This is a genomic window from Streptomyces sp. NPDC002853, assembly GCF_053591915.1.
Genome location: NZ_JBSFUS010000005.1, coordinates 343,839 through 370,729 on the forward strand (window position 1 = coordinate 343,839; position 26,891 = coordinate 370,729).

General features: G+C 71.0%; 19 protein-coding genes. 13 read left to right on the forward strand and 6 right to left on the reverse strand.

From position 1 onward, the window contains the following. Positions 1–14 precede the first annotated feature (14 nt). Both ACWD02_RS16185 and ACWD02_RS16190 read right to left on the reverse strand, forming a co-directional pair. Positions 15–2,015, reverse strand: coding sequence for an N-acetylmuramoyl-L-alanine amidase (locus tag ACWD02_RS16185; protein ID WP_451210212.1), 2,001 nt, complete (start codon positions 2,013–2,015; stop codon positions 15–17). A 237-nt stretch (positions 2,016–2,252) separates the two neighbouring features. Continuing rightward, positions 2,253–3,446 carry an ROK family protein gene (locus ACWD02_RS16190; protein WP_451210215.1) on the reverse strand — a complete coding sequence of 398 codons (1,194 nt, stop codon included), beginning with the start codon at positions 3,444–3,446 and terminating at the stop codon, positions 2,253–2,255. Positions 3,447–3,637: 191 nt separating this feature from the next. On the opposite strand from ACWD02_RS16190, the gene ACWD02_RS16195 reads away from it, so the two are divergent. From ACWD02_RS16195 to ACWD02_RS16220, 6 genes are all read left to right on the forward strand, one after another. Beyond that, positions 3,638–5,146 (forward strand): sugar ABC transporter ATP-binding protein, encoded by a 1,509-nt coding sequence (locus tag ACWD02_RS16195; RefSeq protein WP_451210792.1) that lies wholly within the window; start codon positions 3,638–3,640, stop codon positions 5,144–5,146. Next, on the forward strand, positions 5,143–6,153 hold the full coding sequence (locus tag ACWD02_RS16200; RefSeq protein WP_451210218.1) for an ABC transporter permease: 1,011 nt from the start codon (positions 5,143–5,145) through the stop codon (positions 6,151–6,153). Before ACWD02_RS16195 ends, ACWD02_RS16200 begins: the two co-directional genes overlap by 4 nt. Then, positions 6,150–7,163, forward strand: coding sequence for an ABC transporter permease (locus tag ACWD02_RS16205; protein ID WP_451210221.1), 1,014 nt, complete (start codon positions 6,150–6,152; stop codon positions 7,161–7,163). The genes ACWD02_RS16200 and ACWD02_RS16205 overlap by 4 nt, the downstream gene beginning before the upstream one ends. An 11-nt stretch (positions 7,164–7,174) precedes the next feature. Beyond that, on the forward strand, positions 7,175–8,389 hold the full coding sequence (locus ACWD02_RS16210) for a substrate-binding domain-containing protein (RefSeq protein WP_451210224.1): 1,215 nt from the start codon (positions 7,175–7,177) through the stop codon (positions 8,387–8,389). Beyond that, complete coding sequence (locus tag ACWD02_RS16215) at positions 8,386–9,258, forward strand: sugar phosphate isomerase/epimerase family protein (RefSeq protein ID WP_451210226.1); 873 nt, start codon at positions 8,386–8,388, stop codon at positions 9,256–9,258. Before ACWD02_RS16210 ends, ACWD02_RS16215 begins: the two co-directional genes overlap by 4 nt. A 77-nt stretch (positions 9,259–9,335) precedes the next feature. After that, positions 9,336–12,458 (forward strand): ThuA domain-containing protein, encoded by a 3,123-nt coding sequence (locus ACWD02_RS16220; protein WP_451210795.1) that lies wholly within the window; start codon positions 9,336–9,338, stop codon positions 12,456–12,458. A 106-nt stretch (positions 12,459–12,564) separates the two neighbouring features. On the opposite strand, the gene ACWD02_RS16225 is transcribed toward ACWD02_RS16220, so the two are convergent. Next, positions 12,565–13,704, reverse strand: a complete 1,140-nt coding sequence (locus ACWD02_RS16225; protein ID WP_451210229.1) for an aminoglycoside phosphotransferase family protein — start codon at positions 13,702–13,704, stop codon at positions 12,565–12,567. Positions 13,705–13,939: 235 nt separating this feature from the next. Between ACWD02_RS16225 and ACWD02_RS16230 the strand changes: the two genes are divergently transcribed. Beyond that, positions 13,940–15,439 (forward strand): DNA-binding protein NsdB, encoded by a 1,500-nt coding sequence (locus ACWD02_RS16230; RefSeq protein WP_451210231.1) that lies wholly within the window; start codon positions 13,940–13,942, stop codon positions 15,437–15,439. 21 nt (positions 15,440–15,460) lie between these two features. Here the strand turns inward: ACWD02_RS16230 and ACWD02_RS16235 are convergent, their stop codons facing one another. From ACWD02_RS16235 to ACWD02_RS16245, 3 genes are all read right to left on the reverse strand, one after another. Continuing rightward, positions 15,461–16,885 carry a PP2C family protein-serine/threonine phosphatase gene (locus ACWD02_RS16235; RefSeq protein WP_451210234.1) on the reverse strand — a complete coding sequence of 475 codons (1,425 nt, stop codon included), beginning with the start codon at positions 16,883–16,885 and terminating at the stop codon, positions 15,461–15,463. A gap of 169 nt (positions 16,886–17,054) precedes the next feature. Then, entirely contained in the window at positions 17,055–17,699 is a 645-nt protein-coding gene (locus tag ACWD02_RS16240; protein ID WP_451210237.1) for a response regulator, read from the reverse strand. A gap of 12 nt (positions 17,700–17,711) precedes the next feature. Continuing rightward, on the reverse strand, positions 17,712–19,166 hold the full coding sequence (locus tag ACWD02_RS16245; protein ID WP_451210241.1) for a sensor histidine kinase: 1,455 nt from the start codon (positions 19,164–19,166) through the stop codon (positions 17,712–17,714). Positions 19,167–19,313: 147 nt separating this feature from the next. Here ACWD02_RS16245 and ACWD02_RS16250 point away from each other — a divergent pair, with 147 nt between their 5' ends. The 6 genes from ACWD02_RS16250 to ACWD02_RS16275 all read left to right on the forward strand — a co-directional run bounded on the left by ACWD02_RS16250 (position 19,314) and on the right by ACWD02_RS16275 (position 26,874). Next, positions 19,314–20,192 carry a helix-turn-helix domain-containing protein gene (locus tag ACWD02_RS16250; protein WP_451210245.1) on the forward strand — a complete coding sequence of 293 codons (879 nt, stop codon included), beginning with the start codon at positions 19,314–19,316 and terminating at the stop codon, positions 20,190–20,192. A gap of 166 nt (positions 20,193–20,358) precedes the next feature. Then, complete coding sequence (locus tag ACWD02_RS16255; RefSeq protein WP_451210248.1) at positions 20,359–21,258, forward strand: ABC transporter ATP-binding protein; 900 nt, start codon at positions 20,359–20,361, stop codon at positions 21,256–21,258. 55 nt (positions 21,259–21,313) lie between these two features. Next, complete coding sequence (locus tag ACWD02_RS16260; protein ID WP_451210251.1) at positions 21,314–22,378, forward strand: iron-siderophore ABC transporter substrate-binding protein; 1,065 nt, start codon at positions 21,314–21,316, stop codon at positions 22,376–22,378. Then, positions 22,375–24,474 carry an iron ABC transporter permease gene (locus tag ACWD02_RS16265; RefSeq protein ID WP_451210254.1) on the forward strand — a complete coding sequence of 700 codons (2,100 nt, stop codon included), beginning with the start codon at positions 22,375–22,377 and terminating at the stop codon, positions 24,472–24,474. The genes ACWD02_RS16260 and ACWD02_RS16265 overlap by 4 nt, the downstream gene beginning before the upstream one ends. 44 nt (positions 24,475–24,518) lie before the next feature. Beyond that, positions 24,519–25,658, forward strand: coding sequence for a peptidase C39 family protein (locus ACWD02_RS16270; protein WP_451210257.1), 1,140 nt, complete (start codon positions 24,519–24,521; stop codon positions 25,656–25,658). Further along, on the forward strand, positions 25,633–26,874 hold the full coding sequence (locus tag ACWD02_RS16275) for a GNAT family N-acetyltransferase (RefSeq protein WP_451210260.1): 1,242 nt from the start codon (positions 25,633–25,635) through the stop codon (positions 26,872–26,874). Before ACWD02_RS16270 ends, ACWD02_RS16275 begins: the two co-directional genes overlap by 26 nt. Positions 26,875–26,891 lie beyond the last annotated feature (17 nt).

Below are 26,891 nucleotides of genomic sequence, written 5' to 3' on the forward strand. Positions count from 1 at the left end.
CCGTCCTCGGCGCTCTAGGAGCCCGAGCGCACCACCTTCACGTCGGCCGCCCGGACGTATGCCACGCGATGCCCGAACTGCACCTTGTAGTACATGTCCTTGCCGCGCACCACCTTGTGCGGCGTCGTGTCGAACGTCGGCGCGTAGAAGTACTCGCCCGGCACCTTGCCCCCGGTTGCGTACTTCTGGCCCGCGAGGAGCTTGTACGGCAGCGGCGTGACCGGCTGCACCGGGACGCCCGCGGGGTACGCCTCCTTCTCCGGGTAGGCCCGCCCGTACACCGGGACCTCCGTGGCGTCTGCCTTCGGCGTCACCACGAGCCCCTTCGCGTCGACGGCCGTCGGCTGCTTCCTCGGGTTCTTGAACCACGCCTTCTGGCCCAGGTACCAGACAGCGGTCCAGTCGCCCTTGCGGTCGGCGACCGCGTACTGCTGGCCGGTGGAGAGGCGGGCCCCGGTGTCGTTGACACCGATCGTCGATTCGCCGCCGCCGGGCCGCAGGCCGATGTCCTTGATGAGCGGTGCGTCGTCACGCGGCTCGGTGTGCACGCGTACCGCGGCGGAGCCGTGCGGCACGCACTTCTCGCCCGGCTTGACGCAGCCCGTGTACTCCGGCCGGTTCTTGGAGTACTCGGGCGCCACCGTCACAAGGCCGCCGTTCGGGCCCGCCGTGCGCTTGAACGGCTTGCCCATCAGCGTGAAGTAGTGCTGCCAGTCCCAGTACGGTCCGGGGTCGGTGTGCATGCCCGCGATCGTCGACGGCAGCGTGCCCGGGACGTTGTCGTGCCCGATGATGTGCTGTCGGTCCAGCGGGATGTCGTACTTCTTCGCGAGGTACTTCACCAGGCGCGCCGACGAGCGGTACATCGCCTCCGTGTACCAGGTGTCGGGCGCCGTCAGGAAGCCCTCGTGCTCCAGGCCGATCGACTTGGAGTTCACGTACCAGTTGCCCGCGTGCCAGGCGACGTCCTTGGCCTTCACGTGCTGGGCGATGTGGCCGTCGGTGGAGCGCAGCGTGTACTGCCAGGAGACGTACGTGGGGTCCTGCACCATGTTGAGGACGCCTTCCCAGCGGCCCTCGGTGTCATGGACGACGATGGTGTCGATGCGCTGGCTCCTGGGCCGGTCCGCCAGGTCGTGGTTGCCGTAGTCGTCGTTGCCGTTCGGGTCCTTGAACTCCTCGTACGGCGCCGGGATCCACTCGCACGACACGGTCGAGGGGCACTCGGTCTCGCCCTTCGGCGCTTTCCGCAGCCCCATGCCCCGGACCTGCGCGGCATCCGGCTTCAGGCCGGCGACCGGCGCGAGCGCCACATGCTGGCCGGCGTCCGTGGTCCGCGACTGGCCGTCGTGGATGACGGCGAAGACGTCGTTGGCGTACGTCGCCGCGGTGGCCTGGTCGTCCGCGCCGGAGAAGCGGGCGATCGCGCCGTACCAGTCGGCCGGGTCGTCGCTCAGGGGCTTGCCGAGCTTCTTCTGCGCGGCGGCGAGCAGGGCGGCGCCGCCGCGTACGTTGGCGGCGGGGTCGGTGCGCAGCCGCTCGGCGGGGAGACCGCTGACCTCGGCGGCGCGGCGCAGGGTCTTGAGCCGGGCGGGCAGTTCGGAGTTCTCGGGGACCTCGGCCGTGAACTCCTGCGGCTTGAGGACTCCCCGTGACGCGTCGCCGCGCGGGTCCTCCTCGCCCTCGCTGTGGTGCGGGGCCCCGGCGACCGCGGTGCGCGCGTCGGTGAGGTGCATGGGGCCGTAGCCGCCGGTCACGCTCGGCGCGCCGCCGTGCGCGTCCCAGCGGGACTGCAGATAGGACACTCCGAGCAGCACGCTCTGCGGTACGCGGTATTCGGCCGCCGCGGCCGCGAAGGCGCCCTGCAGCTCTTGCGACGGGGCTCGCCCGGGAGCGCCGGACGAGGGCGCGGCACCGAGCAGCGGAAGCAGCAGGCCGGCGGAGACAAGAGCGCCCGCAGTCCTGACGGCGCGTCTGCGCGCGGCAGGGGTGCGGGCGGTGGCGGATCCTCGCAATGCAGCCTCCTGGGACGGTGAAGCGTGATGGGGCGTGCGGGGCCGGGCGTGCGTCAGTGGTACCGGCTCGCCGACGATCCGTCAATCATGCCCAGGACAGCGGATTTCCCATGTCAGCGCCGGTCCCGGCGGGTTTCGCCCCAGGAGGCGGCACGGCCTGCGACGCGTCAGTGGATTGGACCAATAGGGTGTGGTCCGGTCGGATGGGGCTTGCTCTCCTCGGCGGGCTGATCCCGCTCAGCGGGCCGCGCCCGACAGGGCCCGGTCCACCTGCCGCGGGGACAGCGCGTGCTCCACGGCCAGGATGCCCGCGCCGATCGCCGCCGCGTTCTCACCCGTACGGCTCGGCTCGATCCGCAGCACATGGGTGGCCAACGGGTGCGACCGCCGGTACACCGCCTCCCGTACGCCCGCGAGGAGCTGGTCGTGCACCGCGGCGAGCGCGCCGCCGACCACCACCGTGTCCGGGTTGAAGAAGTTCACCAGGCCCGCGAGCACCTCGCCCACCGCACGGCCCGCCTCACGCACCATGCGTACGGCGTCACGGTTCCCGGACTTCACCAGGCGTACGACATCACTGCCCGAGGTCGCCGGCAGGCCCAGCTCGGACAGCTTGCGGGCGAGGGCGGCGCCGCCCGCCACCGCCTCCAGGCAGCCGGAGTTGCCGCACCGGCACGGGTCCTCGATGTCACCCACCCGGATGTGCCCGATGTCGCCCGCGCTGCCCTGCGCGCCCCGGTGCAGCCGGCCGTCGGCGACGATGCCGCAGCCGATGCCCGTACCCACCTTGATGTAGAGCAGGTAGCGCGTGTCGGGGAAGGCGCGGCGCTGCTCGGCGAGCGCCATCACGTTCACGTCGTTGTCGACGAGGGCCCGGGGCCCGAACCGCTCGGCGAAGAACTCCGGGATGGGGAACTGGTGCCAGCCCGGCATGATCGGCGGATCCACCGGGCGGCCCGTCGAGAACTCCACGGGCCCCGGCACCCCGACCCCGATGGACTGGAGCGACGCGGAATCGCGCCCGGTCTCCTTGAGCAGGGTGTGCAGTGTCCGCTCGACGTGGCCGAGCACCTCCTGCGGGCCGTCCGCGATGGAGATCGGGTCCTCGCGCAGGGCGAGCATCTCCCCGCCGATGTCCAGGAGGGCGACCCGGCAGTGCGAAGCGCCCAGGTCGACGCCCGCGACGGCGTGTTCACGCGTGCGCAGGCGCAGCCGCCGCGGGGGCCGGCCGCCCGTCGAGCCGCCGTCCGCCTCCTCGGTGAGGAAGCCGTGCGCGATCAGCGCGTCCACCCGCTGGGACACCGTCGACCGCGCGAGCCCCGTCATCCGGGCGATGTCGGCGCGGGTCTCCACCGCCCCCGTACGGAGCAGGGCGAGAACTTCGCCGGGTGTCGACGGTACGGAAACGGGGTGATCCGGCGCTCCAGACATGGCAGCAACCTTAGGGACGAGTTTGGCTGCTCACAAGGCTGATGCTGTTCGACGATCGACCTAAGTACCCGTCAACTTGCTTGTACAGAAAGCTGCTTGGACCCTTGACAGGTCAAAGCTCCCTCATCACATTGCTCTGCAGACCGCTGCCGAAGGAGCCGAGGGTGCAGGCGATACAGGCGACGCAACAGATGTTGGCGATGCGCGGGGTGTCCAAGAGCTTTCTCGGGGTGCGAGTGCTGCACGGCGTGTCGCTCGACCTCGCCGCGGGCGAGGTGCACGCCCTTGTCGGCGAGAACGGCGCCGGCAAGTCCACCTTGATGAAGGTCCTGGCGGGCGAGCACGTCCCCGACGAGGGCAGCATCGTGCTCGACGGAACGGAGCATTCCTTCAGCCACCCGGCGCAGGCGCAGGCCGCCGGGGTCGGCATCATCCATCAGGAGTTCGCGCTGCTCGCGCACCGGACGGTCGCCGAGAACGTCTTCCTGGGCCGCGAGCCGACCCGCTACGGCCTCGTCGACCGGCGCGCGATGGAGACCCGCACGGCGGAACTCCTCGCGGAGGTCGGCGTATCGGGCATCACGCCGCGCACGTACATCCGCGACCTGTCCGTGGCCCGCCAGCAGACCGTCGAGATCGTCAAGGCGCTCGCCTCCGACGTCCGCGTCCTGGTCATGGACGAGCCGACCGCGCCGCTCGCCGACCACGAGGCGGGCCTCCTGCACGACCTCGTGCGCCGCCTCGCGGCCCGTGGCCTCGGCATCCTGTACATCTCGCACCGCCTGCGCGAGGTCTTCGAACTCTCGCAGCGGATCACGGTGTTGAAGGACGGCCGCCACATCACGACGATCCGCACCCAGGACACCGACACCGACCAGGTCGTACGCGCCATGGTGGGCCGGGAGCTGAGCGCCTACTACCCGCCGCGCGCCGATCCCGACGACATCGGCGAGGTACGCCTCACCGTCACGGGCGGCGGCAACGACCGGCTGCGCGGCATCGACCTGACGCTGCGCGCCGGGGAGATCACCGGCATCGCGGGACTGGAAGGCTCCGGCCGTACCTCCCTCGCGCGGGCCCTGTTCGGCGCCGCCCCGTTCACCGGCGGGGTCATGACGGTGAGCGGCGAAGCCCTGCGCCCCACGAACCCGCGGCAGGCCATCCGCGCCGGGATCGCCCTGGTGACCGAGGACCGCAAGGCCGAGGGGCTCGCCCTGCGGCAGTCCGTGCGCGACAACGCCCTGCTGGTCACGCGCGCCGTGCCGGCCCGCGGGGAGCCAACCGCCGCCCGCGACCTCACCGCACTCCTCGAACGGGTACGGCTCCAGGCGCGCGGCGAGGACCAGGAGGCCCGCTACCTCTCGGGCGGCAACCAGCAGAAGGTCGTCATCGCCAAGTGGCTCGCCGCCCGCCCCCGCGTCCTGCTGTTCGACGAACCGACCCGGGGCGTCGACGTGGGCGCCAAGGCCGCCATCCACACCCTCGTCCGCGAACTGGCCCGCGAGGGCATCGCCGTCCTGATCATCTCCTCCGAACTGCCCGAACTCATCGGCATGAGCGACCGCATCCTCGTCATGGCCGAGGGCCGCATCGCCGGTGAACTGCCGGCGGGGGCGAGCGAGGAGGACGTCATGCGCCTCGCCACGAGCGCCGCGTCCGAAGACCCGACCGCCCCGTCCGGAGAGGAGTCCGTCGCGTGAGCGGTACCGCCCCCACCACCGTCGCCCCACCGCCTGCCGTGCAGACCCGTGCCCCGAGCCGCAGCAGGCTCACCGACCCCGCCGTCGGTGTCTGGCTCGCCGCCGCGGCCGTCACCGCGCTCGGCTGGATCGTGGTCGCCGCGCGCGGCGGTGACTTCCTCACGCTCTCGAACGTCGTCGGCATCCTGCAGAACTGCGTCGCCCTGGGCCTGGTCGCCGTGGGGCAGACCGCCGTCATCCTCACCGGATCCCTCGACCTGTCGGTGGCGTATCTGATCAGCCTCGGCACGCTCGTGGCCGCCACCACCATGGAGGACGGCAGCGTCGTCACCGCGGTGCTCGCCGTGCTCGCCCTGTCGGCGGCCGTCGGACTCGCCAACGGCCTCATCGTGACCGGGCTGAAGGTCAACGCGTTCATCGCGACGCTCGGCACCGCGTTCATCCTGCGCGGCTGGATCGAGGACAACTACACGGGCCCGGCGGGCAAGGTCCCCGCCTCCTTCCAGCACCTGGGCTACGACCGGATGGGCCCGATCCCCGTCTCGCTCTTCCTGCTCGCGGCCGTCGCCGCCGCGATGTGGCTGATCACCCGCCGCACCCGCTTCGGGCACCACCTGTACGCCACGGGCGGCGACGAACACGCGGCCCGCCTCTCCGGCGTCCGAACTCGCCGCACGATCATCGCCGCCCACGTCCTGTGCTCGCTCTGCGTCGGCGCCGCCGCCCTCTTCCTCGCCTCACGGCTCGGCGCGGGCGCCCCCTGGGCCGGCACCGAAGCCCGCTACGACCTGGAGTCGATCGCCGCCGTCGTCCTCGGCGGCACCATCCTCGCGGGCGGCCGCGGGGGAGTGGTGGGCACCCTGGGCGGCGTCCTGGTGCTGGCCGTGCTCGACTCCGTCTTCAACCAGCTCGGCGTCGACCCCTTCTTCAAGAACGTCGTACGCGGCGTCGTCATCATCGCCGCCGTCGCGATCTACGCCCGGCGCGGCAGCAGGAGGTCCGCATGAGCACTCAGGCCGCAACAGTGACCCCGTACAAGCGGGTTGCCCGCTCGCTCGGCACCGGAGCACCCGTCTACGCACTCCTCGTCGTCCTGCTCGTCGCGCTCGCCGCCTCCGACCCCGGCTTCTACGAACCCGACCGCTTCCTCGCCTTCGTCAAACGCGCCGCGCCCCTGGTGATTCTCGCCGCCGGGCAGTATCTGGTCATCGTCTGCGGTGAGTTCGACCTGTCGGTCGGTGCGATCGTCACCGCCGGCGTCGTCGCGGCGGCCGAGGTGTACGGCTCGTTCCCGGACGCTCCGTGGCCGCTCATCACGGCGGGCCTGCTGCTCGCGGGCGCGGTCACCGGCCTCGTGAGCGGGCTGATCACCACCCGTCTGAGAGTGCCCTCCTTCATCACCACGCTCGGCATGATGCTGATCCTGGAGGGCGCCGTCTTCTTCTGGACGGGCGGTTCCCCGCACGGTCAACTCGCTGAAGGCTTCCGGCAGATGGGACGCGGCACCGCCATGGGCTGGCTGCCCTGGGCGGTCCTCGCCTGCCTCGTCGCGGGCATCGTCGCCGTCCTGCTCATGCGCTCCGACTTCGGCCGTACGCTGATCGCGACCGGGGACAGCGAACGCGCCGCCGCCCTGGCGGGGGTCCGCGTGCACCGCGCCCGCGTCATCGCCTTCGTCCTGTCCGGCGTGGCGGCCGCGCTCGCCGCGGTCCTCGTCGGCGGCTTCTCCGGGGTCTCCGCGCAGGCGGGCCGCGGCTACGAGTTCGAGGCGATCACCGCCGTGGTCCTGGGCGGAGTCGTGCTCGGCGGCGGCCGGGGCAGCGTGGTCGCCGCGATGGCGGGCGCCTTCTCGCTGCAGGCCCTGTTCACGCTGCTCAACCTGCAGGGCGTATCGGGCGCCCTGGAGTCCACCGTCCAGGGCGTCATCGTCATCGCCGCGGTCGGGCTCGGGGCCGCCGACTGGTCCCGGCTGCGCCGCCGTCGTAGTACCCACTCCTCGGGAGGCAGACCCTCGTGATGCACAGCCCCATGAACCCCCTGAAGCGCAGGCGGGCGCTGGTACCCGCCGCCGCTCTCCTCGCGGGCGCCCTGCTCGCCTCCTGCTCCAGCGACACACCACCCGACTCGCCCGCCGCGGCCTCACAGTCAGGCTCCGAAGAGGGCGGTGACAAACCCTCCAAGTTCTTCGAACAGGCAGAGTACGAGCGCCAGTTGAAGCTCGGGAAGGAAACCCCCGAGGGCCCGGACGCCAAGCCCTGGGAGCAGATGCTCGAACCGAAGATGACCGACACCGCCCAGTACAAGAAGAAGGGTTCCGGCGGCACCCACCTCTGTTTCTCCAACGCCGGTGTCTTCAACCCCTGGCGCCAGGTCGGCCTGAAGAACATGAAGGCCGAGGTCGAACTCCACAAGGAGATCAGCGACTTCACCGTCCTGGACGCCCAGGGCAAGGACGACAAGCAGATCTCCGACATCCAGGAGCTCGCGGGCAACAAGGACTGCGACGCGCTCATCGTCTCGCCGAACACCACCGCCACCCTCACCCCCGCGGTGAAGGAGGCCTGCGGAAAGCTCCCCGTGATCGTCTTCGACCGGGGTGTGGAGACCGACTGCGCCGTCACCTTCGTCAACCCCATCGGCGGCTACGGCTACGGCGCGGTCGCCGCGGACTTCCTCGTCGACAAGGTCAAGCCCAAGGGCAAGATCCTCGCCCTGCGCATCTCGCCCGGCGTGGACGTCCTTGAGACCCGCTGGTCGGCGGCGAAGCTCGCCTTCGACAAGGGTGAACTGGACGTCGTGGACGCCAAGTTCACCGACGGCGACCCCGCCAAGACGAAGTCGATCGTCGCCGACGCGATCTCCCGGCACGGGTCCATCGACGGCGTCTGGATGGACTCCGGCGCCACGGCCGTCGCCGCCGTCGAGGCGTTCGAGGACGCGGGCGTCGACGTCCCGCCGATCACCGGCGAGGACCAGCAGGACTTCCTCCAGGCGTGGAAGGACAAGAAGCTCACCGCGATCGCCCCCACCTACCCGACCTTCCAGTGGCGCACGCCGGTCATCGCCGCCCTGCGCATCCTGGACGGCAAGGAGGTCCCCAAGGAGTGGAAGCTGCCGCAGCCCACGGTCACCCAGGCCAACCTCGACGAGTACCTCCAGGAGGGCATGCCGCCGCTGCACTACGCGATGTGCGGCTGCCAGGACCTGCCGGGCTTCCCGGAGAACTGGGGAGGCAAGAAGTGACGTACACCGGCTGGCAGTTGGGTGCCAATCCGTGGATCTGGCACTCGCCGGTCACCGCCGATGTGCTCGGCGAGACACTGCCGCGCCTCGCGGACTGGGGCTTCGACTGCGTGGAGCTGCCCCTGGAGCGGCCCGGCGACTGGGAGCCTGCCGCAGCGGCGAAGCTCCTCGGTGCCACGGGCCTGACGCCCGCGGCCGTCGTCGCCGTCATGCCCGACGAGCGCAACCTCGTCCGTGCGGACCAGGGGACGCTGCGCGCCACCCAGGACTACCTCCGCCGCTGCGTCGACGCGGCGCACGCGATCGGGGCGCCCGCGGTGGCGGGCCCGGTGTACGCGGCGGTCGGCCGCACCTGGCGGATGGACCGGGCGGCGCGAGTGGCAGCGTACGAGGAGTGGCGCGAGCACATCGCCCCGGTCGTCGAGTACGCGGCCCGCGCCGGTGTCCGTATCGCCGTCGAACCCCTCAACCGCTACGAGACGAGCCTGTTCAACACCGTCGCCCAGACCCTGGAGGGCCTCGAAGGCCTGCCCGAGGAATCGATCGGCGTCGCCCTCGACACCTACCACCAGAACATCGAGGAGCACTCCCTGCCCGAAGCGGTTCGCGTGGCGGCAGGGCGCATCGCACACGTCCAGGTGTGCGCCAACGACCGCGGCGCCCCCGGCGCCGACCACCTCGACTGGCCCGGCTTCCTGCGCGCGCTGAGCGAGTCCGGCTACCGAGGGCCGCTCTGCGTCGAGTCGTTCACGGCCCACAACGACGCCATCGCCGTCGCCGCCTCCGTCTGGCGGCCCCTCGCGGCCAGCCAGGACGCGCTCGCGACCGACGGGCTCGGCTTTCTGCGCCGGGCAGTGGCCGCCCTCTGACCTCCGGCAATCCCGCACGTCCGTCCGTCCTTCCCCACAGAGAGGACCACCACTCCATGGACTGTCATGTGCGTGACATGAATCCGCGTGACGCGAAAGGGTTACGAAGAACGGTCATCGCCGTCGTCGCGGCGCTGCTCCTCGCGGTCGGGTTCCTGCCCGCCACCTCCAGCGCCGCCGACAAGGCGCCCGCCTTCCGCGCGCTGCTCTTCACCAAGGCCGTGGGCTACGTCCACGACTCCATCCCGGCCGGCGTCCAGATGGTCAAGGAACAGGCCGCGGCGAACAACTTCGAGGTCGTCGAGACGGCCGACGCGACCGTCTTCGACGACGCGAAGCTCAAGGACTTCGACGTCATCATCATGCTGCAGAACTCCGGCATGGTCTGGGACACCGACGCCCAGCGCGACGCCATGAAGAAGTACGTCAAGAGCGGCAAGGGCGTGGTCGCCCTGCACAACACCCTCGACATGGGCGTCGAGGACTCCTTCCCCTGGTGGGACGACCTCATCAACGCCGGTGCCCACATGCCCGCCCACTCACCGGGCGTCCTGAAGGGCACCGCCAAGGTCGCCGACCGCGTGCACCCCTCGACCAAGGGCCTTCCCGAGCGCTGGGAGCGCCCGGAGGAGTGGTACAACTTCGACAAGAATCCCCGCGGTGACGTGCACGTCCTGGTCACCGCCGACGAGACCACGTACGACCCGGGCGGCTCCAAGATGGGCGCCGACCACCCCATTTCCTGGTGCCGCAACGCCGAGGGCGGCAAGGTCTGGGCCACCGCCATGGGCCACGACAAGGCCTCCTACACCGAGCCCGCCTTCCGCGAGCACGTGCTGGGCGGCATCCAGTGGGCCGCGGGCAACAAGCCCGGCGACTGCGGCGGCACGGTCTGGTCCGGCTACGAGAAGACCGCCCTGGACGACAACACCGCCGACCCGATGGAACTGGACGTCGCCAAGGACGGCAAGGTCTTCTACGTCCAGCGCAGCGGCGAGGTGAAGATCTTCGACCCGAAGAGCCACTCCACGTCCACGGCCGGCAAGCTCGACGTCTACACCGGCGGCGAGGACGGCCTCGTCGGCATGGAACTCGACCCCAAGTTCGCCACCAACCGCTGGATCTACCTCTACTACGCCCCCGCCAAGGCGACGGACGACGTCAACCGCCTCTCCCGCTTCACGGTCAAGAAGGACAACACGCTCGACCTCGCCAGCGAGAAGAAGCTCCTGGACGTCCCCGCCTACCGCGACCGCACCTTCCCCGAACCCGGCCACACCGGCGGCGCCGTCGAGTTCGGCCCGAACCGCACGCTCTACCTGGGCGTCGGCGACGACGTCCCGCCCAACCTCGACCCCAACTGGCAGGGCTACGCCCCGCTCGACTGGCGCGAGGGCAAGCAGATGCTGGACGCCGCCCGCACCGCCGGCAACACCAACGACCTGCGCGGCAAGATCCTGCGCATCAAGCCCACGGACAAGGGCGGCTACACCATCCCCAAGGGCAACCTCTTCGCCAAGGGCACCGCGAAGACCCGCCCCGAGATCTACGCCATGGGCTTCCGCAACCCTTTCCGCTTCACCGTCGACCCCAAGACGGGATACGTGCACGCCTCCGACTACGGCCCCGACCGCGGCGCCCCGACCACCGACCGCGGACCTGAGGGCCTGGTCGAGTACAACGTCATCAAGAAGGCGGGCAACTTCGGCTGGCCCTTCTGCCACGGCAACAACCAGGCGTACGCCCCCTACAACCCCGACACCCAGGAAGTCGGCGCCAAGTTCGACTGCGCCAAGCCCACCAACCCCTCGCCGAACAACACCGGCCTCAAAGACCTGCCGACGATCTCGCAGCCCGAGATCTGGTACGGCTACGGCGAGTCCAAGGAGTTCCCGGAAATGGGCGCGGGCGGGTCGGCGCCGATGAGCGGCCCCGTCTACCACTACGACGCCAAGAACCCCTCCAAGACGAAGTTCCCCGCCTACTTCGAGGGCGCGAGCTTCTTCTACGAGTGGGCCCGCGACTCGGTCAAGGAGATCCGCTTCGACAAGAGCGGAAAGCTTCTCAAGATCAACGACTTCCTGAAGTCGGCCAAGTTCGCCAAGCCGATGGACATGACCTTCGGGCCCGACGGCTCGCTGTACGTCCTGGAGTGGGGCAGCGAGTTCGGCGGCGGCAACAACGACTCCGGGCTCTACCGCATCGACTACGCCCAGGGCCAGCGCACCCCGCTCGCCCAGGCCAAGGCCTCCGCCACCAACGGCCCGACCCCGCTGAAGGTCGACTTCTCCAGCGAGGGCAGCAAGGACCCGGACGGCGACCCGCTCTCCTTCGCCTGGGACTTCAACGGCGACGGCACCTACGACTCCACCGACGCCAGCCCCTCCCACACGTACGACACCAAGGGAGACTTCAACGCCCAGCTGAAGGTCACCGACTCCACCGGAAAGTCCGGCTACGCCAACGTTCCCGTCACCGCGGGCAACACGGCACCCAAGGTGAAGGTCGAGACCCCGGTCGACGGCAAACTCATCGAGTTCGGCGACAAGATTCCCTACAAGGTCACGGTCACCGATCCCGAGGACGGCACGATCGACTGCTCCAAGGTCACCGTCAACCCGGCCCTCGGCCACGACGACCACGAGCACCCCACCACCGACATCCCCGGCTGCGAAGGCACGGTGGACACCGGCGACCTGGGCGGCCACCCCGAGGGCGCCGACCTCACGTACGTCCTCAACGCCAAGTACACCGACAAGGGCGGTGACGGCGTCAGCGCCCTCACCGGCTACGGCCGCTCCGTCATGCACCCCAAGCACAAGCAGGCCGAATACCACGACGACCAGTCGGGCACCCGCATCGTCTCCCAGGAGGGCGCCGAGAACGGCAAGCGCATCGGTGACATCAGTGACGGCGACTGGATCGCGTACAGCCCGATGAGCGTCGAAGGCGTCAGCAAGGTCAGCTACAAGCTGTCCTCGCCCTACGGCGTCGGCTCGATCGAACTGCGCGCGGACGCCCCGGACGGCAAACTGCTCGCCACCACGCCCGTCCCCAATACCGGGGGCTGGGACACCTATCAGGCCACACCCGACGTGCCGGTCGAGAACCTGTCCGGCACCCACAAGCTGTACGTGGTCTTCAAGTCGCCGCAGAACAATTCCTTCGACGTGGACGCGGTGCAGTTCACCACGTCATAGTCACCCGGAAGTAGCCGCCGGAAGTAGCCGACCGGAGTCGCCGGGGGCATAGAAAAGTCCGCAGTGCGCCACTTTCCAAGGCGCACTGCGGACCTTCCCCCCCGGGTCAGCGAGTGCCGACGGCCGCACGCACGGCCCGACGGGCCAGCTGGCAGTCGTCGTGCAACCGCCGCAGCAGCAGCCGCTGCTCCTCACCGGATGTCGCGGCACCGGGATGGGCGGGCCCCGGCGCCGCAGGCGACGCGTCGTGCATGGATCGCTGCACGGCCATCTCGTACGTACGGATCTCCCGGGTCAGCACCAGCATCAGGTTGACCAGGAACGCGTCACGCGCCGCCGGGCCCTGCTCCTGCGCCAGCTGACTGATCTCGCGCCGCGCGACCGGTGCGTCACCGAGCACCGACCACAGCGTCGCCAGGTCATAGCCCGGCAGATACCAGCCCGCGTGCTCCCAGTCCACGAACACCGGACCGGCCGGGGACAGCAGGATGTTCGAGAGGAGCGCGTCACCGTGGCAGAACTGCCACGTGCCGTGCTGCCCGGCCGAGTGCGCGATGCCGTGCAGCAGCTTCTGCAGATCGCCCATGTCCCGGTCGGTCAGCAGCCCCAGCTCATGGAAGCGGTTGATCCGCTTGCCGTAGTCCATGGGCCTGCCGAACAGCTCCTGCGGTGGACGCCACCGGTTGAGATGGCGAATGGAGTTGAGCGCGAGGCGCACGTCCGCGCGCGGCGGCGGCTCAACGGGGTGGCGGGACAGCGCGGCGACGCGCCCCTGCATCCGCTCGATCACCAGCGTGCAGTCCTCGGGGTCCGCGGCGATGAGCCGCGGGGCCCGGACCGGAGGACGGTGCCGGACGAACGAGCGGTATGCCGCTATTTCGTGCCGGATCCGCTCGGCCCACGCGGGCGAGTGGTCCAGTAAACATTTGGCGATCGCGGTGCTGCGTCCTGTCGTTCCCACGAGCAGTACGGTGCGTCCGCTGCGGCGGAGCACCTGTACCGGGTTGAACTCCGGACAGATGCGGTGCACCGAGGCGATCGCGGTGCGCAGTTGCGCCCCCTGGGGGCCTGACAAGTCGAGTCTCCCGCTGAGCGGTTGCGTGCCGGGCCCCGGAACGCGTCGCGTCCGGCCGGCGCCGAGCGACCCGGCCGCGGGGCGCGCGGGCTCCAGATACGGGCCGCTGCCCGGCTGTCGGCTGTGCAGCGGCCGGGGCGGGGCGGACACGGAGGACGATGCTGTGTACATGGGCGAAACAGATCCCTTCGTGTGCCAGCGAATTGCGGCGCCTCCCGTCCCCGGCCCCGTTGGGAGCACCCTGGGGAATGTCCCGCGGTGGACCGGGTCGGGGTGGCGCATTCCTACCTGACACCCGGCGTCCCCTGGCACACCATGTGGCGCACCCTGGCGAACCCTGGCGAATAGTCGCCCAGCAACTGACAGAGGGTTACTGTCAACTCAGCCGAGAACCTGGGGGCTTGACGTGAACGGACAACCCAACACCCGACTGTCGGACCTTTTCGGCCTGGCAGGCTGGTCCAAGGGGGAGCTCGCGAGACTGGTGAACCGGCAGGCGGCGGCCATGGGGCATCCGCAGCTGGCCACCGACACCTCGCGGGTACGGCGATGGATCGACATGGGAGAAATCCCGCGCGATCCCGTGCCCCGGGTGCTGGCGGCTCTGTTCACCGAGCGTCTCGGCCGTGTCGTGACCATTGAGGATCTTGGTCTGGTCCGGCACGGGCGCGTGGGGAAGCAGCGTGGCGACGGGAGTGTGGAGCACCCCGACGGCATGCCGTGGGCGCCCGAACGGACAGCCGCGGTCCTCACCGAATTCACGGGAATGGACCTCATGCTCAACCGACGCGGCTTGGTGGGCGCGGGTGCCGCGCTCGCCGCCGGCTCCGCACTGACCGGCGCCATGCACGACTGGCTGCACACCGATCCGGCCCTTGCTGCCGACGCTCCCCGATCCGACCATCCCCTGCACGCCGACCCCGCTGGGTTCGACCGCTACGAGGCCGCCCCCATCGGGTCGCAGGAGATCGAGGAACTGGAGACCTCCGTCGAGGTGTTCCGAGCCTGGGACGCCTCCCGTGGCGGAGGGCTGCAGCGCAAGGCTGTGGTGGGGCAGCTCAACGAAGTGGGCGGCATGCTCGCCTACCGACACCCCGACCATCTCCAGCGCCGCCTGTGGGGCGTCGCTGCCAATCTCGCCGTCCTCGCGGGCTGGATGTCGCACGACGTCGGCCTGGAGCCCACGGCACAGAAGTACTTCGTGATCGCCGCGCACGCGGCCCGGGAGGGCGGCGACCGGCCACGCGCCGGTGAGGCCCTGTCCCGGGCCGCGCGCCAGATGGTGCATCTGGGGCGTCCCGACGACGCACTGGACCTGATGAAGCTCGCCCAGTCGGGCTCGGGCGAGGAGATGCTGCCGCGCACGCAGGCCATGCTCTACACCATCGAGGCCTGGGCACAGGCGTCGATGGGCAAGGGCCAGGCGATGCGCCGCACACTCGGCATCGCGGAGGATCTCTTCGTCTCCGACAAGGGGGACGTACCACCGCCCAGCTGGATGCAGATGTTCGACGAGGCGGACATGCACGGCATGCAGGCCCTGGCCTTCCGCACCCTCGCCGATCACGACGCGTCCGCCGCCAACACCGCTCAGCGCCATGCCCGGGAGGCCATCGACCTGCGGGCCAAGGGCCGCGACCGCTCCCAGATCTTCGACTACATCTCGCTGGCATCGGCATGCTTCATCGCCGACGACCCCGAACAGGCCGACCGCTACGCACGGTTGGCGCTGGTCTCGATGGGGTCGAACTCCTCGCTGCGCACCTGGGACCGGCTGCGCGAGATGTACCGCCTGACGGCTCAGTACTCGGGCTACCCGAAGATCGAGGACCTGCGCGAGGAGATCAAGCTGGCCCTGCCCAAGGCCTCGGCCAAGTCCGGAGGTGGCAGCCGGGTCCGCGCATAGGACCCGGCACGGCTCGGGGGGTCAGGCACCCACCCGGGCGACCAACAGGCAGGCGTCGTCCTCGCGTGGGGCCACGCCGAACTCTTCGACGACCGTCCTCACACAGTCCTGCGCACCCCGCGTGTCCGTGAAACGTGGCGCGAGCGCGAGCAGCCGGCTCGTGGCCGCGTCCCTGGCGCGCCGGGGAACAAGCCCGTCGGTGTGCAGCAACAGCAGGTCGCCGGGCTCGAGTTGCACTTCGGCCTGCTCGTACGTGGCTCCGGAGGTCGCTCCGAGGATCACTCCACCCGGTGGCGTCAGCGCGCGCCCCGTCCCGTCGCGGAACAGCAGCGGGGCGGGGTGTCCCGCCTGCGCCCAGCTGAGGGTGCGGGTGGCGGGGGTGTACTGGCAGCAGACGGCGCTGCCGAGGGCCGGTTGCGCGGTGCTGTCCAGTAACTGATTGAGCCAGCCCATCAGTTGGGCGGGACGGACCCCGGCGACGGCCATGCCGCGCACCGCGCCGAGCAGCATCGCCATGCCCGACGTGACGGTGACGCCATGTCCCGTGAGGTCACCGACGCTGAGCAGGAACTGGCCGTCGGGCAGCTCCATCGCGTCGTACCAGTCGCCGCCGATCAGTGAGCTCGTGGAGGAGGGGAGGTAGTGCGCGGCGAGATCCAGTGCCGCGGGTCCGCCGTGCGGGAACCGCAGGGAGCCGCGCCACGGCGGCAGCACGGCCTCCTGCAGTTCGACCGCGAGCCGGTGCTCTGTCTGCGCGATGTGCCGCTGGCGCTGCAACGAGTCACGGGTCTCGCGCACCACTCGCTGGCTGCGGCGCAGCTCGCTGACGTCCCGCAAGACCGCCCACATCGAGGCGGTGCTGCCATCAGCGGCGAGCACGGGCTCGCCCATCATGTGCACCTGCCGGACGCCGCCGTCGGGGCGCACGATACGGAACTCGCCGTCGATCGGCTTCCCGTCGATCAGGCAGTCCGTGACCATGGCCGTCAGCATCGGCTGGTCGTCGGCGTGCACCAGGGAGGGCAGCTCGTCGAGGGAGAGCGGGGGAGCTTCCGGGGCCCGCCCGAGGATGTGGTACAGCTCGCCCGACCAACTCGCCTCGTCGTTCAGGAGGTTCCACTCCGCGCTGCCGACCCGGCTGAGCAGTGAGCCGTGCTGCGGTTCGAGCGGCGGGGGAATGGCCGGAGCGGCGGGCTCGGCGGCTGCTTGCGCGGGTCCGTCCCGCAACTGCGCGAGGTGGTCGTCCAGGTCGTTGAGCTGATGGACCGCAAGGTCGCACAGGGCGCGTCGCCAGCGCCCCTGCGGATCGCTCTGGTCGGGCACGGCGTCTCGGCGTACGGCGTCGACCTGGCCGCGGAGCCGACGTGTCTGCGTGATCAGCGCCTCGACCGAGCCGCGCTCGGGCGGCTGGGCGGAAGGGCGGTCCGCGAAGACATGGGACGGCATGAGGTGCTCCGTTGAGGATGCGGTGCGACCAAACGGGCGGGATGGACCGCTAATGACTTTCGCACAGCGGGGGGTGGCCCGTAAGGGATTTGGCAACACACGACGCGGGGTTGCTTGTGGCATATGTCTGTGTCCTTCGGAACGATATGTTCCGGTGGCGCGATCCCGATCACCCGCGCAAGTAGCGGATGACGGCGAGCACGCGGCGGTTGTGGTCATGTGACACGGGAAGCCCGAGCTTGTCGAAGACGGCGGCCACATGCTTCTCCACGGTCCCGGCCGAGACGACGAGACTCTGCGCGATCGCCGCGTTGGACCGGCCCTCGGCCATCAGCGAGAGCACCTCGCGCTCCCGGTCGGTGAGCGGCGCGAGTTCCTCCGCGCGGCGTCCGGCCCCGGCCAGCTGCGTGACGACCTCGGGGTCCAGAGCCGTACCCCCGGCGGCCACCCGCTCCAGGGCGTCGGTGAACTCCGCAACGTTGGCGACGCGGTCCTTGAGGAGGTACCCGACGCCCGCCGAACCCGCTGCGAGCAGCCGCGTGGCGTACTTCGTCTCCACGTACTGGGAGAAGAGCAGCACGCCCGTGCCGGGGTGGTCGCGGCGGATGTCGATGGCCGCGCGGAGCCCTTCGTCCGTGTGCGTCGGAGGCATCCGGATGTCGGTCACCATGACGTCCGGACGATGCTCGGCGACCGCTGCCCGCAGCATGTCCGCGTCGCTCACCGACGCACAGATCTCGTGCCCGCGCTCCTGGAGCATCTGACCCAGCAACTCCCGCAGTACGGCGGCATCCTCGGCGATCACGACGCGCATGGCGGAATGCTCTCACGCGTGCAGCGGCAGCTCGACCGTGACCGCCGTCGGCCCGCCTTCGGGACTTCTGACATCCATCCCCCCATCGACCGTGCGTACGCGTTGCATGAGTCCCGCGAGCCCGCTTCCCGCGCCGGCGTCCGCACCACCACGCCCGTCGTCACCGACCTGCAGAAGAAGCCGGCCGTCCAACTGGGCCACCGTGATGGAGGCCCGCCGGGCCCCGCTGTGCTTGATGACGTTCGCGAGCAGCTCCGCCGCGCAGAAGTACGCGATGGTCTCGATGGCCGGGGTCGGCCGCTCCGGTATCTCCGTCACCAGGTCGACGGGGATGCTGCTGCGTGCGGTGAGCGTGGCGAGCGCGTCCGGCAGCCCGTCGTCGAGGACCGGGGGATGGATGCCGCGGGCCAGGTCCCGCAGCTCGGTGAGGGCCTCGGTGGCGTGATGATGGGCCCCGTCGACGAGTTGACGCAGGCGGGCGACATCCAGGGGCCCGCCGCCTTGGCCGTCACCGGTGTCCTCGCTCTCGCCCAGCCGCTGTCTGATCATGTCGAGGCTCATCGCCACCGCGACGAGGCGGACCTGCGCCCCGTCGTGGAGATCACGCTCGACCCGGCGGAGCAGCGCCACCGAGTCGTCCACGGCGAGCGCTCGCGTCTCCTCCAAGTCCCGCACCCGATCGGCCAGTTGTCCCGGTCCGAGCAGGGCGCCGATCAGCCAGCGATCCGCCTCGGTCACCAGACGGGTCACCCAGGGCGCGCACAGCAGGACGCCCGCACCGACGGCGACCGCGAGGAACGTGCCGCCGAAGGTGTCCGCGTCCGGACTGCCGAAGAGCAACGGCGTGAGGACCGGCATGCCCTCGCGGGAACCAGGCTCGGGACGTTGCCCGAAGAGCGCCCACCGCACCGGCGCCGTGAGGTCGATCAGCCCCACGAGCCACCACAGGACGGCGTACGCCCCCAGGCAGCCGACCGGCAGCTTCGCCAGGACATAGGCAGCCGACCGCCAGCCGGCCCCGTCCGAGAGCCGGGCGTCGAGTCGGTTGACCAACCGCCCCTTTGGACGCAGTGGCGGCGGCGCGACCGTCCGGTCCCCGAGGAACAGGGCCGCGAGGCGCCGATGCGCGCCGCCCAGCGCGCGGGCCAGTTGCAGCCCCGTGATGAACAGAAGCGCCCCCAGCACGGCGAACAGCACCGACACGGTGAAACCCGCGCCCAGGGCCAGCGCCACCGCGAGGAGCACGCCGCCCAGGAGAGCCAGCGGAAACCCGATCAAGCAGTACGCCGCCTCGGCCCACGCCCGCCGGGTGAGAGGGGCGCGTCCCACGGCTCGTACGACCGCGCGCGCCCCTCGTGTGCCCGTCGGTGGCCCGGGGTGCTCCGGCGTGCCGGAGGTGGTGGAGCCGTCGGCCCGCGGTCGGGCCGTCGGACCGTCCCGCTCCGTGAGACCTTGCGCCTCCGTCATCCCAACTCCTGCTGCAGACCTGGTGGGGCCGGACAACCTCACGTTAGGCCCCCGCCGTGGCCCGCCGGAACGCGGATTTCCTCCGTCTGGCCTGGGGGTTTTCCCCCAGACGCCGGGGCGCGGACCAGCGCGGATAGACTCCTGCGCATGGTTCGATCGTCCCGTGGTGAGGCGACCCCCGGGATGTGGCGGCGCGAGGCGGGCACCGTGACGCGCCGGGCCGAGGCGCTGCCGGCGCAGGCTGCGGCGGGCGCCATCCTTGCCGGGTTCCGGGTGGTCCGCGCTCCCACGGAGTGGTCCCCGCACGCGCATCCCCTGCATGAGCTCGTATGGGTGCGCGGGGGAACGCTGACGTCCCGGGTGGGGGACCGTGTCTTCACCGTGGTCGAGGGGCACGGGCTGTGGATGCCCGCGGGAGTGGTGCATGCGGGCCGGGCGACGGCGGGTGCGCGGTTCTCCGACGCCTTCTTCGCCCTCGATCGCACGCCGTTCGCGTTCGAGGAACCGAAGGCGATCGCGATGACGCCCTTGCTGGAGTCGCTCCTTACCCATCTCTCCCGTACGGATCTTGACGCGGAGGCCAGGGCGAGGGCGGAGTCGGTCGTCTTCGACGTGATCCAGCCCTCGGAGCGGCAGTTCTCCCTGCAGCTGCCGGGAGACCCCCGTATCGACGCGATAGCCGAGGCCCTGCTGGACGATCCCGCCGACTACCGCTCGCTGGAGGAGTGGGCGCGACGCCTGGGGACCAGCGACCGCACGATCACCCGCGCCTTCCGTCAGACGACAGGTCTCTCCTTCGCGCGGTGGCGCCAGATGCTGCGCGTGCACCGGGCGCTGATGCTCCTCGCCGAGGGCTTCGACGTGACAACGGTCTCCGAGGTGCTCGGCTACGCCCAGCCCAGCTCCTTCATCGCCGCGTTCCGGCGGGTCATGGGGACCACGCCTGGCGCGTTCTTCGACGCGGGGACGGCGCACGGCACACCCGGCGATGTCCGGAATTCCGTATCGCGTGACCAGAACTCCTGATTGTCGACGCGGCAAGCGGAATATAGCCTTCTCCGAGTTAGGTAACCCTTAGTTGGTGCTCGCCGCGCACGGCGCTGTCCGTGCGCGGGTGAGCGCGCGGCCTGACCGGTGAAGCCGGACGGAGGGGTGCCGCAGCCCTCGCCCCTCCGATCGTCCGGACCCCTTCATGTTCACGAGCCCATTTCGGCCTGCCGCAAGAGCGGTGACCGGCCCCGCCGCTCCGGTGGCCGCCCTCCACGGGCACGACCTGGTGCTCCGCTACAGCGGCAAACCGGTCGTCCACGGCGTCTCGGTCGCCCTGGAACCCGGCCGTGCGACCGCCCTGGTGGGGCCGAACGGCAGCGGCAAGTCCACGCTGCTGCGCGCGCTCTCCCGCCTGCACCGGGTGGACGGCGGCCGGGTGACACTCGGCACACCCGACGGACAGAGCGCACCCGAAGGACGAAGCGCACCCGAAGGACGGCGCGAGCGTGACGCGGCCCTGCTCAGCCCCCGGCAGTTCGCGCGCGAGGTCACGCTGTTCTCCCAGTCCAGGCCCGCTCCCCAGGGGCTGACGGCCGCGGAGGTCGTCGCGTTCGGACGCCATCCCTACCGACGTGGCTTCGCCGGACCGACCGCCGAGGACCGGACCGCCGTCGACCACGCCATGGGGGTCACCGGAGTGCGGGACATGGCGGGACGGCAGGTCGGAGAACTCTCCGGCGGGGAGATGCAGCGCGTCTGGCTCGCGGCCTGCCTTGCCCAGGAAACCGGCGTCGTGCTTCTCGACGAGCCGACCAATCACCTGGACCTGCGCTACCAGTTCGAGACGCTCGATCTTGTACGGGATCTCGTCGAGGAACACGGCATCGCGGTCGGGATCGTGCTGCACGACCTCGACCAGGCATCCCGTGTCGCGGACACGCTCGTCCTCATGAGTTCGGGCCGGGTGTACGCCGCCGGCACTCCCGCCGATGTCCTGACCGCCGAGAACATCGGCGAGGTCTACGACATCCGGGTCGAGGTGAGCTCCGACCCCCGCACAGGCCGCCTCCGCATTGACCCACTCGGGCGCCACCTGTCCTGAACACGTCGGCACGCCTCCGCGTCGCTTACGCATCATTTGAGAAAGAGGACCCTTCATGAACCGTGCCCGTCGCCTGGCGGCATCAGCCTCCACCGGGCTCGCCCTGCTCGCCGCAACGGCCTGCGGTACGACCGACGTCGACAAGGCCACGGCCGGCAGCGGCGCCGACGCGTCCCCCTCGTCGAAGAGCTGCGCCAAGGACACCACGAACACCTCGACGAAGCCGGTCTCCTTCAAGGACGGCGTCGGCCGCCAGGTGAAGCTCGACAAGCCGGCCGAGCGGATCGCCGTCCTCGAATGGCAGCAGGTCGAAGACGCGCTGACCCTGTGCGTCACCCCCACCGCCGTCTCCGACGCGAAGGGATACCGCACCTGGGTCAGCGCGGAGAAGCTGCCCAAGGGCGTGACGGACATCGGCACCCGTGAGGAGCCCGACCTCGACACCCTCTACGCGGCCAAGCCCGACCTCATCGTCGTGGAGGCGTTCGACGCCAAGGACGAGATGATCAAGAAGCTGGAGAAGCGAGGCGTCCCCGTGATGGCCACGCGAGGAGCCGACCCGAAGGACCCGATCGGGAACATGCGGAAAGTCTTCGGCATGATCGGCGAGGCCACGGGACGCACCGAGCGGGCCGGCCAGGTGCTCAAGGAGTTCGACCAGCACCTCGCGACGGCGAAGAAGAAGGTCACCGACGCCGACCTGCCGACGAAGGACTTCCTGTTCTTCGACGGATGGCTCGAGGGAGGCAATCTCACCGTCCGCCCCTACAGCGACGGCGCCCTGTTCACCGAGATAGGCAAGGAACTCGGCCTGCGGCCCGCATGGACCAACGACGTCAACAAGAAGCACGGTGACGGCGGTGTCGACCCCGCCTACGGCCTCGCGCAGACCGATGTCGAGGGCCTCACCGGGGTGGGCGACGCCAACCTCTTCTACGCCAACGACGAAGGCGCGGGCGGCTACGTGTCGGCGCTGCGGAAGAACCCGATCTGGAAGACCCTCCCGGCCGTCAAGGAAGGCCGCGCCCACGCGTTCCCGGCCCGGGTGTGGGGCGCAGGCGGCCCGCGCTCCAACGAGCAGGCGATCGACGCCTACGTCGACGTACTCGACAAGAAGTGAGCACCGTACGCACAGCCGCACCTGAAGCGGGACCGCTGCCGCGCCGCGAGCGCGGTGGCGGCCCCGCCGGGGCGGCCGTCCTGGCGGTCCTCCTCGTCGCGACCGTCCTGGTGGGCATGTGGCACCTGACCCAGGGGACATCGGGCGTCGGCGTATCCGACCTGCTGCGCCATTTCGCCGGGGAACCCGCGAACAGCGGCGGCGCACCGGTCGGCGAGATCCTCACCGGCTCACGGCTGCCGCGCCTGCTCGCGGGCGTGGCGGTGGGTTTCGCCCTCGGCTGTGCCGGCACGCTGCTCCAGTCCGTCACGCACAACACGCTCGCCTCGCCCGACACCCTCGCCGTCACGGCCGGCGCCCACTTCTCCCTCACGCTCGTCGCCGCCTTCGGCCTCGCCGTCCCGCTGTGGGCGTCGGGCGCCGTCGCCTTCGCCGGTGGCCTGGTCGCGGCGGCACTCGTGCTGCTTCTCGCGGGCCGGGCCGCGGGCACCGCCGGCACCCGCCTCATCCTCGCCGGATCGGCGACGGCGATGGCATTGGACGCCGCGACCGGCATGCTCCTCATCCTGTTCGACCAGAACACGACCGGTCTCTTCGCCTGGGGGAGCGGCTCACTCGCGCAGTTGAACATCGACGCGTCGATACGCGCCATCCCTCTCATCGGCGTGATGCTGTGCGTCGCCCTGGCGCTGTCCCGGCGGCTTGACGTGATGAACCTCGGGGACGACACCGCGTCCACCCTCGGCGTACCCATCCGAAGCACCCGCGTGCTCGCCGTGGTCTGCGCGGTACTCCTGACCAGCACCGCGGTCACCCTCGCCGGCCCGATGGCCTTCGTCGGTCTCGGCGCTCCCGTGCTGGCCCGGCTGATCGCGGGGCGGGTCCGCGCGCTGCGCGGGCACCTGCTCCTGATCCCGGCGGCCGGCCTGCTCGGCGCGCTGCTCATCCTGCTCGCGGACGCGGTTCTGCGTGCGGTGCAGGGGGCGGACGGGGCCGCGTCCATTCCCACCGGTGTGCCGACCGCGCTGCTCGGCTCCGTCGTGATCGTGGTCCTCGCGCTGCGGCTGCGTGACACCGGCCGGCTCCGGCAGCCCCCGCGTACGCGCGTCGCCGTACGGTCCCGCCGCGCGTACCTCCTCGTCGTGTCCGGCGCCGTGGCACTGCTGGCCGTGGCCGCCCTCGTGGCGGTCCTGGCCGGAAGCCTCTGGCTGCGGACAGGAGACATCGGCCTCTGGGTCCAGGGCACCGCCCCGGACCTGATCGGCCAGGCGCTCGACGACCGGGTCCCGCGGGTGACCGCCGCGATCCTCGCCGGCGCGGCACTCGGTCTGGCCGGCTGCGTCGTGCAGAGCACCGTACGCAACCCCCTCGCGGAGCCGGGGGTGCTCGGCATCACGGCGGGCGCCGGGCTCGGCGCGGCGAGCGTCGTCACGTCGGGTCTGCCCGGGGGCCGACCGGTGCTCATCGCGGTCGCCGTCGCGGCCGGGCTCGCCACCTTCGCGGTGATCGCCCTGCTGGCCTGGCGCGGCGGCTTCCTGCCCGACCGGTTCGTGCTGATCGGCATCGGCATGGGGTACGGCCTCAGCTCCGTCACCACCTTCCTCCTGCTGCGCGCCGACCCGTACAACACGCCCCGGATCTTCACCTGGCTCTCCGGCACGACCTACGGGCGCACGTTCCCCGACGTCGTCCCGGTCGCGGTGGCGCTGGCCATCGCCCTTCCCGTGCTGCTGGCCCTGCGCGGCCGGCTCGACCTGCTGGCCGTCGACGAGGACACCCCGCGCATCGTCGGTGTCAGGGTGGAACGCACCCGCTTCACGGCCCTGGCGATCGCCGCGGTGCTCGCCGCGCTGAGCGTGATCGCCGTCGGCGTCGTCGGCTTCGTGGGGCTCGTCGCCCCGCATCTCGCCCGCTCCCTCGTGGGCGCCCGGCACGGCCGCGCGATCCCGGTCGCGATGCTGCTCGGCGGGGTGCTCGTGTGCGTGGCGGACGCTCTCGGCCGCACGCTCGTCGCGCCCGCGCAGGTACCGGCCGGCCTCATGATCGCCCTGGTCGGCGCACCGTACTTCGTGTGGGTGCTCCGGAAGTCCCGTTGAAGAACCGCGCCTCCCGCCCCGTCCCGCCGCTAGGAGCACCCAGCATGTCGCCCCATCAGAAAACGCCGACGCGGCCCGAAGAGCCCGTGAAGAGCGTCGTCGTCCCCTACGAGCGGGAGACCCCGCCGGCCCAGCTGGCGCGGCTCGCCGACCACGAGGTGTCGGAGCGCTGGCGATCGGTCGACCGCTCCGCCCATGGCCCGCACATCGTGGCCATACCCGGTGACGACGGCGAGGACTGGGCCGCTGCCGCGCTCGTCACGGCCCGCCCGGGCACGGCCTATCTGAAGATCGTGGATGCCGTCGGCGACGTACCGGCAGCCGTGGAGGCGGTCGTCGCCCACGCCCGCTCCCGAGAGCTCGCGCAGCTCAAGTGGGAAGGGTGGTCGGCGAGCCCCGAGGACGCCGCTGGCACCGGCTTCGCCCCCCTGAGCCCTCCGCTCACGCAGTCGGAGGGGGCGGCGGGACCGGCCGCCGGTTACGTGCGCTGGCTGGTCGACGGCGTGCTGAGCGAGCCTCCGTACTACGGGCAGAGCACGCACTTCACCTGCGGCGCCGTCACCGCCCTGGTCGCGCAGACGCACGCGGGAAGGATGCCGCGGGAAGCCCTTGACCGGCAGGCGGAGTTGAGGCTGTGGCGCGATGCCACCAACTTCCTCGCGTGCGAGCCCATCGGGCTTGGCGTCGCCCTGAGCCGAGCCTGGCCCGTCTCCCCGGTCACGGTCCACCTGGACACCGACCGGCCGGTCATGCTCGACCACTACCCGGAGAACGACCAGGAGTGGCGGGCCCTGCTCCAGCGCGCCTCCCGCGCGGACGCCGAACGCGTCGGTGTCCCGATCGACCCGAGCCGCCTCTCCCTGCCCGCGATCCGGGAGGCGATCGGCCGACGCGAGCACGTGCTGCTCCTGCTCTCGCTCGCCCGGATGCAGGGGTTCGACGTGCCGCACTGGGTGCTCTGCCACGGCGTCGTACCCGGCGCCGTCGTGATCGAGGACCCTTGGGCCAACGCGGCGACGGGGGACACCTGGGTCGACGCCCACCTCCTGCCGGTCCCCGACCCGTCGCTCGACGCGATGTCGGCCATCTCGCCGGAAGGCTTTCGCGGCGCGGTGACCATCGGCCGAGTCCCGCTACTTCGAGAGGGAAGTGACAGCGATGCAGATTCGTCCCACCACCGATGACGACCTGGACGTCTTCGTCGACACGGTTCACGCGGCCTTCGGGCACTTCCCGGAAACCCCCGTCGCGGGCGGCGGTCGCTGGTGGTCCGCGCTCGAGATGGACCGCGGTCTGCTGGCCCTGGCAGCGGACGGACGGCCCGTGGGCACCGCCGCCGCGTACTCCTTCGACCTCACCCTGCCCGGCCAGATCTCCGCTCCGGTCGCCGGGGTGAGCGCGGTCGGCGTCCTGCCGTCGCACCGGCGACGCGGCGTGCTCGGCGCGATGATGCGGCGTCAGCTCGCCGATGTGCGGGCCCGGGGTGAGTTCTGCTCGGTGCTCCTGGCTTCCGAGGCGCCGATCTACGGCAGGTTCGGCTACGGACCTGCGACCTTCACCGCCCGGCTCACGGTGCCGCGCCACCGAGCCGCCCTCGCACTGCCCCGGGCGCGTGCGACGGCCGACGTACCGGCGACCGGCATGGACAGCGGGTCCGGCGGGTCGGTCGAGGTGCTGCGGCGTGCCGAGTGCGGCGAGATCCTCGAAGAGGTCTACGACCGGTACCGCCGCGCCCAGCCCGGCGCGCTGTCCCGGCCGCACCGCTGGTGGGCCCTGGGAGCGGGGCAGCCGCCGGTCTCGTCCGCGCCGCGCTACGTCGCCGTCCACCGGGACGCCGACGGCACGGCGGACGGCTACGCCAGTTACTCCGTCGGCGAGCCCGACACCCTGACGGTCGACGAGACCATAGCCACCGATGACGCGGTGTTCACCGCCCTGGCCCGGTTCGTGCTCGGACACGACCTGGTCGCGCAGGTCGTGTTCCGGCATCTCCCGCCCGAGCACCCGCTGCGCTGGCAACTGGCCGATCTCCGAGCCGGCGCGATCGGCGAACACACGGACTGGCTGTGGGTGCGTCTCCTCGATGTGCCGCGTTCCCTGACCGCACGCGGCTGGTTCACCGACGGTGAGTTGATCCTCGACGTCGACGACCCGTTCCTCGGCGAGCACGGCCGCTACCTGCTGACGGTCCGCGACGGCGAGGCAGCCTGCGTCCCCACGGACCGACAGCCCGACCTGTCCCTGGACGTACGTGACCTGGGCTCGCTCTACCTGGGCGGCACCGCCCCGAGCACACTCGTCCGCGCGGGACACATCCGCACCCGCCACCCGGACGCCACCGCCCTCGCGGACGCCCTCTTCCGCACGGAACGCGCCCCGCACTGCCTGCACTGGTTCTGACGTAGGGTCTGCGCGTC